Source organism: Microbacterium sp. 22195, assembly GCF_052056515.1.
Classification (GTDB): domain Bacteria; phylum Actinomycetota; class Actinomycetes; order Actinomycetales; family Microbacteriaceae; genus Microbacterium.
Window position 1 is genome coordinate 1,494,059 of record NZ_JBQEPE010000001.1, and the last position, 15,355, is coordinate 1,509,413.

A 15,355-nucleotide genomic window follows, 5' to 3' on the forward strand; every position below is an offset into this window, starting at 1 on the left:
ACGATGGACGCATGAAGGGGATCATTCTCGCTGGGGGTTCGGGGACGCGTCTGCATCCGATCACGCTGGGCGTGTCGAAGCAGCTCGTGCCGGTGTACGACAAGCCGATGGTGTACTACCCGTTGTCGACGCTGATGCTGGCGGGCATCGAAGACATCCTTGTGATCACCACACCGCACGATGCCGCTCATTTCGAGCGCCTGCTCGGCGACGGATCCCAGTTCGGCGTGCGGATCACGTTCGCGCAGCAGCCGTCGCCCGACGGCCTGGCACAGGCGTTCACGATCGGTGCGGACTTCATCGGCGACGACTCCGTTGCGCTGGTGCTCGGCGACAACCTGCTCTATGGTCCTGGGCTCGGCACGCAGCTGAAGCGGTTCGCCGACGTGGACGGCGGGGCGGTGTTCGCCTATTGGGTGTCGGAGCCGCAGGCGTACGGCGTGGTGGAGTTCGATGCCGCGGGACGGGCGGTGTCTCTGGAGGAGAAACCGACACAGCCGAAGAGCAACTACGCCGTGCCCGGCCTGTACTTCTACGACAACGACGTCGTCGAGATCGCCCGCAACCTGAAGCCATCCGCCCGCGGAGAGTACGAGATCACTGACGTGAACCGTGCGTATCTCGAGCGCGGAAAGCTCCAGGTGGAGGTGCTCCCGCGTGGCACCGCTTGGCTGGACACCGGGACCTTCGATCAGATGACGGATGCCACGGAGTATGTGCGCACGATGGAGCGCCGCACGGGCATGAAGATCGGTGCCCCGGAGGAGGTCGCCTGGCGGCAGGGATTCCTCTCGGACGTCGAACTGCGCGAGCGCGCCGAGAAGCTGGTCAAGTCGGGGTACGGGACGTACCTGCTCGAGATCCTGGAGAGGGGACGCTGATGTCGCGTCTGCTGGTTACCGGTGGCGCCGGATTCATCGGATCGAACTTCGTGCACCACGTCGTGGCGCACACCGATCATCACGTGACGGTGCTGGACAAGCTCACGTACGCGGGCAACCGCGCGTCCTTGGAGGGGCTGCCCGCCGACCGGGTGGAGTTCGTGCAGGGCGACATCGCGGATGCCGGTCTCGTCGACGGACTGTTCGCGGACGCGGATGCTGTGGTGCACTACGCCGCCGAGTCGCACAACGACAATTCGCTGCACGACCCTCGGCCTTTCTTGGACACGAACATCATCGGCACCTACACGCTGCTGGAGGCTGCGCGCCGGCATGGCACGAGGCTGCACCACATCTCGACCGACGAGGTGTACGGCGACCTGGAGCTCGATGATCCGGAGAAGTTCACCGAGAGCACCCCGTACAACCCTTCGTCGCCGTACTCGTCTACGAAGGCCGGTTCTGACCTGCTCGTGCGCGCCTGGGTGCGCTCCTTCGGCGTGCAGGCCACGATCTCGAACTGCTCCAACAACTACGGGCCCTACCAGCACGTGGAGAAGTTCATCCCACGTCAGATCACGAACGTCATTCGCGGCATCCGGCCCAAGCTCTACGGCGCAGGCCAGAACGTGCGCGACTGGATCCACGCCGATGACCACTCCTCGGCCGTGCTCACCATCCTCGAGAGGGGACGAATCGGCGAGACCTACCTGATCGGAGCGGACGGCGAGAAGGACAACAAGTCCGTCGTCGAGCTGATCCTGGAGTTGATGGGCCAGGATCCGGATGCCTACGACCACGTGACCGACCGTGCCGGGCACGACCTGCGTTACGCGATCGACTCCACCAAGCTCCGGACCGAGCTCGGCTGGATGCCGCAGTACGCCGACTTCGAAGCCGGCCTGGCCGCGACCATCGACTGGTACCGGGCCAACGAAGCCTGGTGGACCCCGTCCAAGGACAGCACGGAGGCGTTCTACGCGGGCAAGGGACAATGAGCATCGAGTTCGGCAAGAAGCTGGTCCGCACGGAGACGACGATTCCCGGGCTCGTGGTCTTCGACCTGCCTGTGCACGGCGACAGCCGGGGATGGTTCAAGGAGAACTGGCAGCGCGAGAAGATGATCGCCGCCGGACTTCCGGATCTCGGACCGGTGCAGAACAACATCTCCTTTAACGACGACGTCGGAACCACGCGCGGCATCCACGCAGAACCCTGGGACAAGTTCGTCTCCCTCGCGACCGGACGCATCTTCGGCGCCTGGGTCGACCTGCGCGAGGGCCCGACGTTCGGCGCGGTGTTCACCACGGAACTGGATCCTTCGAAGGCGATCTTCGTCCCTCGCGGCGTGGGCAACGCCTATCAGACGCTCGAGCCCGAAACCGCCTACGTCTACCTCGTCAACGACCACTGGTCGCCTGACGCGGAGTATGCCTTCCTGAACCTCGCCGACGAGACGGCCGCGATCGACTGGCCGATCCCTCTCGACAAGGCGGAGCTCTCCGACAAGGACCGTGCCCACCCCCGGCTGGCAGACGTCACCCCGATCCCGCCACGCCGGACCCTCATCCTGGGCGCGAATGGGCAACTCGGCCGGGCGCTGCGCGCAGAATACGGCGACGCCCCTCACGTGGAGTACGCCACCCGGGCTTCCCTCGACCTCACCTCGTCCGACCTCGGCACCGCACGCCGCTGGCGCGACTACGGCACCATCATCAACGCCGCCGCCTACACCGCCGTCGACGCAGCTGAGACCCCCGAAGGCAGAGCGGATGCCTGGGCCGTGAACGCCGCAGCACCCGCCGCACTTGCCCGCATCGCGACCGAGCATGGCATCACGATCGTGCATGTCTCCAGCGACTACGTCTTCGACGGGGCATCCGCTCTCCCCTACCTCGAGACGGACGCCCTCAGCCCCCTCAGCGTCTACGGGCAGACCAAAGCCGCCGGCGACCTCGCCATCGCCACCGCACCCCGGCACTACGTCATCCGCACGTCCTGGGTCATCGGCGACGGCGCCAACTTCGTCCGCACGATGGCCTCCTTGGCCGAGCGCGGGATCACCCCGAAGGTCGTCGACGACCAGACCGGTCGGCTCACCTTCACGGACGACATCGCCCGCGGCATCCGCCACCTGCTCGACTCCGGTGCGGCGTTCGGCACATACAACCTGACCGGCAGCGGTCCCGCGCGCACCTGGGCCGATATCGCCCGAGACGTCTACCGTCTGACAGGACACGATCCGGCGAGCATCACCCCCGTCAGCACGGCCGAGTACTTCGCATCCGCGACCGCCCCGGTGGCGCCGCGCCCACGCAACAGCGTGCTCGACCTCTCGAAGATCGAGGCGGCCGGCTTCATCCCACAGGACGGTGCAACCGGCCTGGCGCACTACCTCCGTTCACACGACTGAGACCCGCTACGCGGCCTCAGCCGTGATCAGGATCGGGCGGTGGTCGCTGGTGCCCTGCGGGAGCGTGGTGATGTCGGCGATGTCGAAGCCGTTCGATGTCGCGAAGTCGTAGTGCCCGCGGAACACGCGGTACCGCGTGTAGGTGCGGTCGTCGCTGAGGGTGAGTCGGTAGCCGTGCTCGCGCACCGTCTGCCCGAGGTTCTCCTTGAACACCGGGTAGTTGTAGTCGCCGACCATCAGCACGGGCTTGCCCGGGGCGAGTGCCTGCAGCGCGTCGAGCCCGGCGCGGATCTGGTTGCGGCGCAGCGAGTTCAGTGCGGTCAGCGGGGCCGCATGGAAGGATGCCACGATCAGCTGTCGCCCGGTGTCGATGTTCGTGAGGAGCGCCCCGAGCACCCGCTCCTCGGCGGGCTTGAGCACGCGGTCGTGCAGGGACTTCTTCAGGCCGATCGTGCGCACCCGCTCCACCCGGAACTGGTTGCTGCGCAGGTACATCGCCAGGCCCAGCCGGTTGCCGCTGGTGGCCCTCACCAGCGAGAGCCCGTCGATCGATTCGGGCAGCGCCGCCGTGTCGCACTCCTGCAGGCACAGGATGTCGGGGTCATGTCGGCCGACCAGCGCCACCAGCTCGGATGCCGCCCGATGCTTGCGCAGGTTGTACGAGATGAGCCTCATGCGATGAGGTTACCGCCGCACGCTGAACGCGTCGTGGGGTTGAAATGGCGTGAGCGGCCGGTTATGCGTGCTCGTCGTCCTCGCCCGAGACGTCGCCCGGCATGCGTCGCGGTTCACGCATCCTCCGCGTCGTCTCCGTCCCGATCGCGGCGGGCGCGGGTCTGCTCAGCCCGGGCCGCCAGCAGCTCATCGGCCGGATAGCCGACCTCGGCGAGCGTCAGGCCGCGTGCGGGGAGCACCTTGAACGCGCTCGTGCGGGTCAGCTCGTCGCGCAGCCGCACGACATCGTCGACGGACAGCTTGCCCTCCCCCACGGCCGCGCAGGCGCCGACGAGGGCGCGCACCATGCTGTGGCAGAACGCGTCGGCCTTCACATCGGCGACCAGCACGCCCTCTGCATCCCGGGCCCAGCGGTAGTCCAGCAGGGTGCGGATGGTCGTCGCCTCCTCGCGCGGCTTGCAGTACGCCGCGAAGTCATGCAGCCCGATCAGGGTGCGGGCGGCGGCATCCATGGCATCCGCGTCCAGCGCAGCGCGGATCGTGGTGGTGTCGTTGCGGCGCATCGGGTCGTAGCCGACGGTCGTGTCCGCGAGCCGGTACCGGTATCGGCGCCACACCGCCGAGAACCGGGCGTCGAAGCCCTCGGGCGCAAGGGTCGTGCGGGTGACGGTCACGTCGGGGTACTGACCCAGGACCCCGCGGATGCGATGCGCGAGCGACCCGGCCGGATCATCCGCCGCACGTCCGTGCCGCGCGGTGACCCGCGACCACTGCTCCTCGTCGAGATCGACGTGCGCCACCTGGTCGGAGGCGTGCACCCCGGCATCCGTCCGCCCGGCGACCACGAACTGCACGTCGGACCCGACGATGCGCGCCAGCGCCGCCTCGAGCACACCCTGCACGGTGCGCAGGCCGGGCTGCTTCGCCCACCCGCGGAAATGGGTGCCGTCGTAGGCGATGTCCAGGCGAATGCGCACCCGTCCAGCCTAAACTGGAGCCTCCCCCTCCTTCGAAATGCGCCCTCCTCAGCTGTGATGTCCCCGTCTTCGCCCCACCTGCCGCGGTACTCGGGGCTCGACGGGCTCCGCGCGATCGCCGTCGGACTGGTGCTGATCTACCACCTGTTCCCCGGGCTCGGTCTGCGCAATGGGCTGGTCGGCGTGGACGTCTTCTTCGTGGTGAGCGGATTCCTGATCACCTCGCTCACGCTGCGGCCGACGCGGCATCCCCTGCGGCACCGCCTGCTGGACTTCTGGCGCCGCAGGGCCCGCCGGCTGCTGCCCGCGCTGGCCGTGATGCTCACGGTGTGCGCGACCGTCGCCTGGATGATCGGCGGCGACGTGCTGGTCGGCATCGGTCGGCAGCTGCTGGGTGCCTCGACGTTCAGCTACAACTGGGTGGCTCTCGCGGGCGGCTCGGACTACTTCACCGCGACCGAGCCGGAGCTGTTCCGCAACGTGTGGTCGCTCGCCGTCGAGGAGCAGTTCTACCTGCTCTGGCCGCTGCTCCTCCCTCTGCTGCTGGTCGTGCTGCGGGTGCGCTGGGCGCTCGTCGCGTTCGCGGTGGTCGCGGCCGGCGCTTCCGCGTGGTGGATGTCGGTGCTGGTCTCGTCCGGGACCGTCACGCGCGCGTACTTCGGCACCGACTCGCACGCGTTCGGGCTGCTGCTCGGCATCGCTCTGGCGTTCGGCATCCGCGGCATGCCGGAGAGGGACTGGATGCTGCGCCGCAGCGTCCGCGCAGGTGGCGTGCTGCTCGGGCTGGTCGGGGTCGGTCTTGTCGTCTTCGCCGCGTTCCAGCCGTCGGAACCGGCAGGAGCAGGATTCCCGGGGACTCTCCTGCTGGCATCCGCGGGGACGGTGCTCGCCGTGTTCGCGGGCGTCATGCCCGGGTCGTGGTTCGGCCGCGCCATCGATGCGCAACCGCTGCGCTGGATCGGCGACCGTTCGTACGGCGTCTACCTGTGGCACTGGCCTGTGCTCGTGCTCGTCTCCGCCGCGAGCGACCTGGGTGTCTCCGGTCAGCTCGCCCGCGTGCCGGTCTGGGCGGGCTGCACTGCCCTGGTGCTGTCGGTGACGGCTGCGGCCGTGTCGTTCCGCGTCGTGGAGACGCCGCTGCGGCGGCTCGGATTCCGCCGCTCGCTGCGCGCCGTGCGGTCTCGCTTCGCACGCGGGCCGGTCAGCAGGCTCGCCATGCTGACGAACGTGCTGGTGGGTGTGCTCGCGCTGGGCGGCACGACTGCCGCGGTCGCGAGCGCACCGCCGATGACGAGCTCCGAGATGGCCATCCGCGCCGGTCAGGAGGCCCTGAATAAGGCCGCGCCGACTCCCGCGCCCACGACGCCCGCCGTGATCGCGGGCACCGATGTGACCGCCGTCGGCGACTCGGTGATGCTGGCATCCGCTCCGGCCCTGCAGCAGCAGTTCCCCGGCATAGAGGTGGATGCCAAGGTGTCGCGCTCGGTCTGGGCGGGGCCGCGGATCATCGACGCGCTCGAGGCCTCCGGGAATCTGCGCGAGCACGTGGTCGTGGCGCTCGGGACGAACGGCTCCGTCGACGAGGATGTGCTGCAGAAGATCGCCGACACCGTCGGGCGCAACCGTGACCTCGTGCTCGTGAACGCCTACGCCCCGCGCGACTGGATCCCCGGGGTGAACCATGAGCCGCAGGCCGCCCCGGCGTGGTCGTCGCCGATTGGGCCGGCGCCATCGCCCCGCACGAGGATCTGCTCGCCGGCGACCGCATCCACCCCGGCGACGACGGCGGGCGCATCTTCGCCGAGGTCGTCGAGAACGGCATCCGCGACGCCGAGGCCGAGCGCGCCGCCAGGCCGCGCATCACACCCGAACCGGTCCAGTAGCGGGCGGGTGCCGGGGAGCCCGTCTGAGCGCGCAATGGTCTCAGCCGACGTCGCCGCTGCGCTCCGGCAGGTGCAGGCGGGTGAGGTACCACTCGGCGCGGCCCGGGATCCGCCGCCGGTCCCACCGCGAGACCAGCACGATCACCACGACGACCAGCGGGATCGCCCACGCCGCGGGCTGCACGATCCAGGAAGCCGCGGCCCGCGCCTGCGGGTCCAGCGCGATCGACGCGATCAGCGACGCGCCCACGGTGAGCGCACCCACCAGCATCCCCGCGAGTGCTCCTCGAGCGGTCAGGCCGCGCCACCACACGCCGAGCAGGATGACCGGAGTCAGGCTGGTCGCCGCCACCAGGAACACCGTGCCGACGCTCGACACCAGGGCCTCCGGCCCGGTCAGCAGCGCCACGATCAGCGGCGCGACGACGCACAGCACGGCCGAAAGCCGGAACGACCGCACAGACCCGTCGAAGAGGTCCTGGCTGATCACGCCCGCAAGGGACACGACCAGGCCCGACGAGGTCGCCAGGAACGCCGCGAAGGCGCCGGCGACGACGATCGCCGTGACGATGGTGCCGAGCGGCTCGGGCAGCAGCCGGGCGGGCAGCGCCAGCACGACCGTGTCGGCCACCCCCGGCAGCGCCAGGTCGGGTGCCGCGACGCGCGCGATCAGCCCGAGCGTGCCCGACACCGCGTAGAACAGGCCGATCATCGCGACGACCAGCACCGTCGTCCGCCGAGCAGATGCCCCGTCGGGGCTGGTGTAGAAACGCACCAGCACGTGCGGGAGGCCGATCGTGCCGAGCAGCAGCGCGATCATGAGGGATGCCGTGGAATAGGGATCCGCCGCCACCGGCCCCAGCTCCGCGGGGAAGGCGACCATCGGGTCGGATGACGGCTCCCGCCCCGACAGCACGATCAGCATGAGCACCGCCGGAATGGCCAGTGCACTGAGCTTGACCCAGTAGTGCATGGCCTGCACGACCGTGATCGCGCGCATGCCACCGGCCGCGACGATGCCGGACACCACCACGGCGACGACGACGGCGCCGACCCAGGGCGGCAGATCCGCCACGACACCCAGCGTCAGTGACGCCCCGTGCAGCTGCGGAACGATGTACAGCCAGCCGATCACCAGCACCAGCAGACTCGTCACCCGGCGCACCGTGCGCGACTCCAGCCGAGCCTCCACGAAGTCCGGGATCGTGTACGCGCCGCTGCGCCGCAGCGGCGCCGCGACGAACAGCAGCAGCAGCAGATATCCGGCCGCGTACCCGATCGGGAACCAGAACCCGTCCGATCCGACCAGCAGCACGAGCCCCGCGAGCCCCAGGAACGTGCCCGCGCTGAGATACTCGCCGCTGATCGCGGATGCGTTCCACACCGGCCGGGCGCTGCGGGATGCCACGAAGAAGTCGCTCGTGGTGCGGCTCATCCGCACGCCCATCACCGCCAGCACGACGGTGGCCACGAGCACGAGCGCGAACGCCGAGAGGTCGAGGACCACACTCATCCGTCGGCACCGCCCTGCACGGAGTCCGAGTCCGCGAGCATCCGGAACCGGCGCTCGTTGCGCGCCGCGTTGCGGGCGAACACCACCGCGAAGCCCAGGATGATCGGATAGTACGCATAGGCCTGCAGCAGCCACGACAGCGGCACCCCGAAGACCGGCGGATCGATCGTGTTCGCGATGATCATGATCGCGACGGTGAGCGTGAGCGAGACCAGCACGAACCCGATCAGGCAGGCGCCGGCCAGGCGCAGCTGCGCGCGCATCAGGTCGGTGAGGAACACCGACTCGGCCTCGCGCACCGGACGCACCGCAGGTGCCGCGCCGCTGGACGCCCGCGCGGCCTCGGCAGAACTGGCCGGAGCCTGGAACGAGACCCGCACCCGTGCCGGACGACCGCCGTCGCTGTGGCTCATCTGCTGTCCGCCTTCACGAGTCGGCTCCGCACCGCGGGGATGAGGCGCCGGCTGACCGGCAGCTCGACCTCGGGCAGCTCCACCACCGGCAACGGGCCGGTCAGTCGCACTCCCGTGATCGCGTCCGCCTGGACGAGGTACGAGCGGTGGATGCGCACGAAGCCCGCGGCCTCCCAGCGCTCCTCGAGCTCGGAGATCGGGATGCGCACGAGGTGCGTGTCGCCCGTCTCCGTCCACAGTCGCGAGTAGTCGCCCTCCGCCTTCACCCAGCGTACGTCGGCACGGCGCACCAGCCGCACCGACTGCCCGACCGGGACCGCCACCGTCCCGGTGTCGACGTCGTCGGCGGCCTCCTTGGCTCGTGCGTCGGCGAACACCCGGTCGATCGCGCGACGCAGGCGTTCGGGACGGACGGGCTTGAGCACGTAGTCGAGCGCATCCAGATCGAAGGCCGTCACAGCCCCGGCGTCGTCGGCGGTGACGAACACGAGAGCAGGTCGCTGCGCGAACCGCCCCAGCGCCCGCGCGAGATCGAACCCGTCGACTCCGGGCATATGGATGTCGAGGAAGACGGCCTCGACCGCCTCGCTCGAGAGCATCCGCAGCGCATCGGCGCCGGTGGACGCCGCGTGGATGGCGCCGATCCTGGCATCCGCCTCCAGCAGCGCCACGAGCTCGGCGAGCGCCGGCGGCTCGTCGTCCGCGACCAGCACGTCGATGATCATCGCTCCTCCGTCTCGTGCAGCGGCTGCGACTTCGGGATCCGCATCCGCACCAGCGTCCCCGCGTCGAGATTCGTCTCGATGATCAGTCCGCCCTCGGGCCCGTACAGCCGGCGCAGTCGCGTGTCGACGTTGCGCAGCCCGACATGCGCGCCCTGCGCGCTGTCCTCGGCGAGCGCGCGCCGGACCGCGGCGGGATCCATGCCGGCTCCGTCGTCCTCGACCGAGACCTCGGTGTGCGTGCTCTCGTCGGCGGCGGCGATGATGATCCGGCCACCGGATGCGAGAGGCTCGAGCCCGTGCCGGACCGCGTTCTCGACCAGCGGCTGCACCGACAGGAACGGGATCACGGTCGAGAGGGTCTCCGGGGCGATGCGCAGCTGCACGTCCAGCCTGTCGCCGAACCGCGCCCGCTCGAGTTCGAGGTAGTTGCGGATGCTGCCCAGTTCCTGCGCGAGGGTCGCGAACTCGCCCTTCTTGCGGAACGAGTACCGGGTGAAGTCGGCGAAGTCGAGCACGAGCGTTCTGGCCCGTTCGGGATCGGTGGTGATGAACGAGGCGATCGCGGCCAGTGAGTTATAGATGAAATGCGGGCTGATCTGCGCGCGCAGGGCCCGCAGCTCGGCCTCGGCGAGGCTGGCCCGCGAGGCCTCCAGCTCCGTCAGCGCGATCTGAGCGGCGCACCACTCCGCGACCTGGCCTGTGGCCCGCACCAGCCGTCCGCGCACCTGGTCGGAGTAGGCGATCAGGATGCCGCGGCTCTCGCCGTCCACGGTCATCGGGGCGCCCACCGCCTCCAGCGACGTCCGATCCTGGGCTCCGGTCCCGGGGAACACCTGCCTCCGGCCGGTCTCCTGCACGCGTGCGGCGATCTCCCGTGACGCCGTCTCCAGCCCTGCGACGGCTCCGTCGGTGGCGACGGATCCGTCGGGCGCCACGAACGCGACGGCGTGCACACCGAGGAGATTCCGCAGATGCCGGGCCGCGCGCACGAGCTCAGGGCCCTGATCGGCGCGAAGCTCGGCGGCGGCGAGGCCCGCGAGGTGAAGCGTGCGGCTCGTGGCCCGCTCGGCCTCTCCGCCGAGATCTCGGGATCCTCGCGCGAAGCGTCGCGCCCACAGCAGTACGAGTGTCAGCAGCCCCCCGATCGCCGCTCCCAGCCCGCCCGAAAGCAGTACCTGGTCGGTCATGCCTTCACCATACGGTCGCCAGCGGGGTCCTGTCAGCAGCACCGCGCCCCGGGGTTGGCATCTTGCGCCGCCATCCGGTCTCGCCAGAACTCGCGTTCGGTGGGGATCGCGGCATCCGGATGCTGTGCCCGGCAGTGCCCGACGTAGGTGTCGTACGCACGGTCGCCCATCAGGGTCGTGAGATACCAGCGGATGCTGGAGGCCCACCCCCGCACCCGCCGCCAGAAGGCGACGGGTGCGGGGACGGTGTCCAGCCTGGTCACGGCCATCAGCGTCCCGGTCCGGTGCCGACGTCGCGCCACTGCGCTTCGAGCTCGCGCTCGGCGCGCGTGGTGATCAGACCCGCCGGCGCGAAGCGGCGGGACGGCTGAGGAGCGTCCTCTCCGTCGTCCTCGACCCCGCGACGGATCGCCGAGATCGCGACGACCGCCGCGACGATGATCACGATGATCGTGAGCACGACGAACACGATCGACAGCGTGCCCTGCACCGCCGTGTTGCGGATCACGGCCTCGACCACCTCGGGGGCGCCCAACGAGTCGTCACCGGCGGACTGCGCGGCGCGGTACTTCGCGTTGTTGGCCCAGTACCCGATGCTCGGCACCGGCGAGAAGATCTTGTACATCGAGGCCGTGATGGTGATCACCGCGGTGAACACCAGCGGCACGCCGATGATCCACAGCCAGCGCACGTAGTCCCGCCCGCGCTTCGCGACGATCGCGAACACCACGGCGAGCGCGATCGCGGCCAGCAGCTGGTTGGCGATGCCGAACAGCGGGAAGAACGTGTTGATCCCGCCCAGCGGGTCGGTGACTCCCAGGATCAGGATGTAGCCCCACCCGGCGACCATGATCGCGGTGCAGATCCAGACGCCCGGGCGCCAGCTGTTGTCGCGGAACCGCGGCGCCCAGGCACCGATCGAGTCCTGCAGCATGAAGCGCGCGACACGGGTGCCGGCGTCGACGGCGGTGAGGATGAACAGCGCCTCGAACATGATGGCGAAGTGGTACCAGAAGCCCATCATCGCCGTGCCGCCGCCGATCTGGTGCATGATGTGCGCCAATCCGAGCGCGAGTGTCGGCGCCCCGCCGGTGCGGGAGATGATGCTCTCCTCGCCCACAGCCGCGGCCGTCGAGGTGAGCACGTCCGGGGTCAGACTCGGACCGGTCAGGCCCAGCGAGTTGACGAAGGCCACCGCGCTCTCGGCCGTACCGCCGGTGAGGGCGGCCGGCGCGTTCATCGCGAAGTAGATCCCCTGGTCGATCGAGATCGCGGCCACCAGTGCCATGATCGCCACGAACGACTCCATCAGCATCCCGCCGTAGCCGATGAAGCGGGTCTGGCGCTCCTTCTCCACCAGCTTCGGAGTGGTTCCCGAGGAGATCAATGCGTGGAAGCCGGACAGCGCACCGCACGCGATCGTGACGAAGAGGAACGGGAACAGCGGTCCGGAGAACACCGGGCCGAGCCCGGTGAACGCGAAGTCCGTGAAGGCGGGGACCGTGATCTCGGGGCGGACCAGGACGATCGCTCCCGCGAGCATCACGATCACGCCGATCTTCATGAACGTGGACAGGTAGTCGCGGGGCGCGAGCAGCAGCCACACCGGGAGGATCGCGGCGATGAAGCCGTAGACGATGATGCCCCAGGCGATCACCGAGCGATCCAGGTGGAACATCGCCTGTCCCCACTCGGTGCCGGCCACTGCGCCCCCGCCGACGATCGCGGCGATGAGCAGCACGAAGCCGATCAGAGACACCTCGGTGATCCGTCCCGGACGCAGGAACCGCAGGTACAGGCCCATGAAGAGCGCGATCGGCAGGGTCATCGCGACGCTGAACACGCCCCACGGGCTCTCGCCGAGGGCGTTGACGACCACCAGCGCGAGGATGGCGATGATGATGATCATGATGAGCAGCGAGGCGATGATCGCGGCCGTTCCGCCGATCCTGCCGAGCACGTCGCGCGCCATCTGCCCGATGGAGCGGCCGCCGCGTCGCATGGAGAAGAACAGCACGGTGTAGTCCTGCACCGCCCCGGCGAGCACGACGCCGACGATGATCCAGATCGTGCCGGGCAGGAATCCCATCTGCGCGGCGAGCACGGGCCCGACCAGGGGGCCCGCCCCGGCGATGGCGGCGAAGTGGTGGCCGTAGAGCACCCGGCGGTCGGTCGGGACGTAGTCCTTGCCGTCCTCCCGGATCTCGGCGGGAGTGGCGCGACGGTCGTCGGGCCGCAGCAGGTGCCTCTCGATCACCTTGGAGTAGAAGCGATAGCCGATCAGGTACGTGCACACCGCGGCGAAAACGAACCAGATGGCGTTGACCGTCTCGCCGCGCACGAACGCGAGCATCGTCCAGGCGACGGCGCCGAGCAGGGCGATCGCCACCCAGATCAGGATCTTGGGCAGCGTCCAGCGGGAGTCCCGCCGCCGGTCCTCCTCGGTGACGGCCGTGGGCGGTGTGTCGAGCGCCTGTGCGGCGGAGCGGGTGCCGTCGCCGGCTGCGGAAGGTGTGGTCATGGTCTCCTCCTTGAGACGCGGGCAGGTCGGGTGCGCTGCGAGTGCGCGAGGTCGGGCGACGATCGCGGCCGGCTCACCCGCTGAGGGGATGAGCCGGCCGCGTCGCCGAGGTCAGGCCATCAGCTTGGAGAGCTTCCAGGCGGCATCGATCATGCGGTCGACATGCTCCTGCTGGTGGAACAGATGCGTCGAGACGCGCACGGGGCGGTGCAGGGCGGAATCCCCGATGACCGGCACCGCGGTGTTGCGGATCTCGACCCGGTACTCGTCCAGGAGCCGCGCGACGAACTCGGACGACTTGGTCGCGTCCTTCACGTCGGCCGGGTTCTGGAACGGGTTGAACCCGGTCAGTGCGCAGGTGAGACGCTGGTCGGACTTCGCCGAGTACAGCGCGTCGATCCCCCACCGCTCGATGATCTGCTCCTTCGCGTAGTCGCCGAGGCCCACGACGTGATCCTGGATGCGCTGACGCCCGATCTCGTTCCACACCTCGACCGCCTTCTGCACGCCGGCGTTGAGAGCCTTGGTGCCGTTGCCGACGGACTGGAGGTACTTGCCGATGTCCTGCGAGGGATCGCGGTGCCGCAGGTCGACCGACCCGTTCGTCGGGTACCCCGACGACACGATCGGCCAGAACTCCGGGAGCGGGTTCGGATTCGCTGCCGTGATGCGGTTGCGGATGTAGAGGATGCCGGTGCCGCCGGGCGCGCACTGCCACTTCGCGGCGGATGCCGCTAGGAAGTCGACCCCGAGCTCGCGGAAGTTGTAGTTCATCATCCCGGGGATGTGCGCGCCGTCGACGAGGGTCGTGATCCCGTGCTCCTGCGCCAGCACCGCCAGCTCCCTGATCGGCAGCATCGTGCCGGTGAGGTAGGTGGGCGCGGAGAACATGATCAGCTTCGTGCGGCTGGTGATGCCTGCGCGGAAGAGCTCTACATAGTCCTCGGCGGTCTGCTCGTCACCGATCGGCAGCTCCACGCGCTTGATGACGACGCCCTGCCTGTCCTGCAGCAGGGCCATCGGGGTGTTGCCGCCGCCGTGCTCGTGGTTGGTCGTCAGGATCTCGTCGTCCTCGCGCAGGTTCAGCCCGAGCAGTGCCTTGGACATGCCGTCCGAGGTGTTGTGCGTGATGACGATCTCATCCTTGTCGACGCCGTGCGCGGTGGCGATCACCTGGCGCACGTCCGCGAAGTCGCTGTACGAGGCCTCGGCGTCGCGGGCGACCTGACGGTGCACGGCATCCACGACGTCCAGCACCTGACGCGGCGGGGAGCCGACCGTGCCGACGTTCATGTAGAGGATCCTCTTGTCGAGCACGAACATCTGCTCGACCTTCTTCCAGAAGCCCGTGTCGTTCACTGCCGGGACCACTGCGGGAAGCGGCGCGGCCGTGGCGGGCTGTGCGAGTCCGAGCGCGCCGAGGCCCGCTGCGCCGACACCGGCGCCGAGCAGCCGGAGCGCACCGCGACGGGAGAAACCGCTGATCTGCGTGTCATTCGTTTCCATGGTGTTCATCTCCTAGTGGACGGCGATCGCACTGATCTCGACTTTTGCGCCCTGCGGCAGCGCGGCGACCTGGACGGTGGCGCGAGCCGGCGCGGCTTCGGTGCCGAAGTACTCGGCGTAGACCGTGTTGAAGGCGGCGAAGTCGTTCATGTCCGCGAGGTATACGGTCGTGCTCACGACATCGTCGAGGGTCAGCCTCGCCTCCTTGAGCACCGCCCTGATGTTCTTCACCGACAGCGCGGTCTGCTCGGCGATCGACTGGGAGTTGTCGATCTTGCCGACCTTCGGGTCGATGGGCAGCTGCCCCGACACGTACACCGTCCTGCCGGCGGCGATCCCCTGCGAGTACGGGCCGATGGCGGCCGGCGCGTCGGCGGTGTGCAGCACCCGCTTCGAGGAGCTGGAGGAATGATCGGATGGGGACGATGCGCCCTGCGCGGCACCGGCCAGCAGGCTGGTGGACGCGAGGCCCGTGACGAGGATGGTCCCGGCGACCAGGAGGGCCGTTCTTCGGGAGCGGGGGGCGAAGTTGAACATCTACTCTCCTTCGAGTCAGACGAGCACCCGGCGTTCTGTGCTCATGCGCGTCATCGCGTCCTGTCACGGTAGGAAGCGACGTCGGCGGACGGGAGAGTCGCCGACCGACTGTGCGCGTTCATGC

General features: G+C 69.2%; 15 protein-coding genes and 1 pseudogene. 5 read left to right on the forward strand and 11 right to left on the reverse strand.

Annotated elements, in window-relative coordinates:
- The first annotated feature begins 11 nt into the window (after positions 1–11).
- Genes rfbA through ACTJJ4_RS07270 form a run of 3 tightly spaced genes read left to right on the forward strand, consistent with a single transcriptional unit; the run spans position 12 to position 3,294 of the window.
- A complete protein-coding gene (rfbA, locus tag ACTJJ4_RS07260; RefSeq protein WP_440942644.1) occupies positions 12–881 on the forward strand; it encodes a glucose-1-phosphate thymidylyltransferase RfbA in 870 nt (289 codons plus the stop codon).
- Entirely contained in the window at positions 881–1,879 is a 999-nt protein-coding gene (gene rfbB, locus ACTJJ4_RS07265; RefSeq protein ID WP_440942645.1) for a dTDP-glucose 4,6-dehydratase, read from the forward strand. The genes rfbA and rfbB overlap by 1 nt, the downstream gene beginning before the upstream one ends.
- Positions 1,876–3,294 (forward strand): sugar nucleotide-binding protein, encoded by a 1,419-nt coding sequence (locus ACTJJ4_RS07270; RefSeq protein ID WP_440942646.1) that lies wholly within the window; start codon positions 1,876–1,878, stop codon positions 3,292–3,294. The genes rfbB and ACTJJ4_RS07270 overlap by 4 nt, the downstream gene beginning before the upstream one ends.
- A 6-nt stretch (positions 3,295–3,300) precedes the next feature.
- Here the strand turns inward: ACTJJ4_RS07270 and ACTJJ4_RS07275 are convergent, their stop codons facing one another.
- Both ACTJJ4_RS07275 and truA read right to left on the reverse strand, forming a co-directional pair.
- Entirely contained in the window at positions 3,301–3,969 is a 669-nt protein-coding gene (locus ACTJJ4_RS07275) for an endonuclease/exonuclease/phosphatase family protein (protein ID WP_440942647.1), read from the reverse strand.
- 113 nt (positions 3,970–4,082) lie between these two features.
- Positions 4,083–4,946 (reverse strand): tRNA pseudouridine(38-40) synthase TruA, encoded by an 864-nt coding sequence (gene truA / locus ACTJJ4_RS07280; protein ID WP_440942648.1) that lies wholly within the window; start codon positions 4,944–4,946, stop codon positions 4,083–4,085.
- 57 nt (positions 4,947–5,003) lie between these two features.
- Between truA and ACTJJ4_RS07285 the strand changes: the two are divergent.
- Positions 5,004–5,996, forward strand: a pseudogene (locus ACTJJ4_RS07285) (acyltransferase family protein); the annotation flags it as partial.
- On the opposite strand, the gene ACTJJ4_RS07290 reads toward ACTJJ4_RS07285, so the two are convergent.
- Complete coding sequence (locus ACTJJ4_RS07290; RefSeq protein WP_440942649.1) at positions 5,990–6,256, reverse strand: hypothetical protein; 267 nt, start codon at positions 6,254–6,256, stop codon at positions 5,990–5,992. The pseudogene ACTJJ4_RS07285 and the gene ACTJJ4_RS07290 sit on opposite strands and share 7 nt — an antisense overlap.
- A 393-nt stretch (positions 6,257–6,649) precedes the next feature.
- Between ACTJJ4_RS07290 and ACTJJ4_RS07295 the strand changes: the two genes are divergently transcribed.
- Complete coding sequence (locus ACTJJ4_RS07295) at positions 6,650–6,829, forward strand: hypothetical protein (protein ID WP_440942650.1); 180 nt, start codon at positions 6,650–6,652, stop codon at positions 6,827–6,829.
- A gap of 40 nt (positions 6,830–6,869) precedes the next feature.
- On the opposite strand, the gene ACTJJ4_RS07300 is transcribed toward ACTJJ4_RS07295, so the two are convergent.
- From ACTJJ4_RS07300 to ACTJJ4_RS07335, 8 genes are all read right to left on the reverse strand, one after another.
- Positions 6,870–8,342 carry a sodium/solute symporter gene (locus ACTJJ4_RS07300; protein WP_440942651.1) on the reverse strand — a complete coding sequence of 491 codons (1,473 nt, stop codon included), beginning with the start codon at positions 8,340–8,342 and terminating at the stop codon, positions 6,870–6,872.
- The gene (locus tag ACTJJ4_RS07305) at positions 8,339–8,755 is read right to left on the reverse strand and encodes a heavy metal transporter (protein WP_440942652.1); all 417 of its coding nucleotides are present in this window, start codon (positions 8,753–8,755) and stop codon (positions 8,339–8,341) included. The genes ACTJJ4_RS07300 and ACTJJ4_RS07305 overlap by 4 nt, the downstream gene beginning before the upstream one ends.
- Positions 8,752–9,480 (reverse strand): LytR/AlgR family response regulator transcription factor, encoded by a 729-nt coding sequence (locus ACTJJ4_RS07310; protein WP_440942653.1) that lies wholly within the window; start codon positions 9,478–9,480, stop codon positions 8,752–8,754. Before ACTJJ4_RS07310 ends, ACTJJ4_RS07305 begins: the two co-directional genes overlap by 4 nt.
- Complete coding sequence (locus ACTJJ4_RS07315; protein ID WP_440942654.1) at positions 9,477–10,667, reverse strand: sensor histidine kinase; 1,191 nt, start codon at positions 10,665–10,667, stop codon at positions 9,477–9,479. Before ACTJJ4_RS07315 ends, ACTJJ4_RS07310 begins: the two co-directional genes overlap by 4 nt.
- Before the next feature lie 32 nt (positions 10,668–10,699).
- Positions 10,700–10,936, reverse strand: coding sequence for a YbdD/YjiX family protein (locus ACTJJ4_RS07320; protein ID WP_440942655.1), 237 nt, complete (start codon positions 10,934–10,936; stop codon positions 10,700–10,702).
- Positions 10,936–13,188, reverse strand: a complete 2,253-nt coding sequence (locus tag ACTJJ4_RS07325) for a carbon starvation CstA family protein (RefSeq protein WP_440942656.1) — start codon at positions 13,186–13,188, stop codon at positions 10,936–10,938. The genes ACTJJ4_RS07320 and ACTJJ4_RS07325 overlap by 1 nt, the downstream gene beginning before the upstream one ends.
- 111 nt (positions 13,189–13,299) lie before the next feature.
- Positions 13,300–14,694, reverse strand: coding sequence for an aminotransferase class V-fold PLP-dependent enzyme (locus ACTJJ4_RS07330; RefSeq protein WP_440942657.1), 1,395 nt, complete (start codon positions 14,692–14,694; stop codon positions 13,300–13,302).
- 12 nt (positions 14,695–14,706) lie between these two features.
- The gene (locus ACTJJ4_RS07335; protein WP_440942658.1) at positions 14,707–15,231 is read right to left on the reverse strand and encodes a RidA family protein; all 525 of its coding nucleotides are present in this window, start codon (positions 15,229–15,231) and stop codon (positions 14,707–14,709) included.
- Between the last annotated feature and the right edge of the window lie 124 nt (positions 15,232–15,355).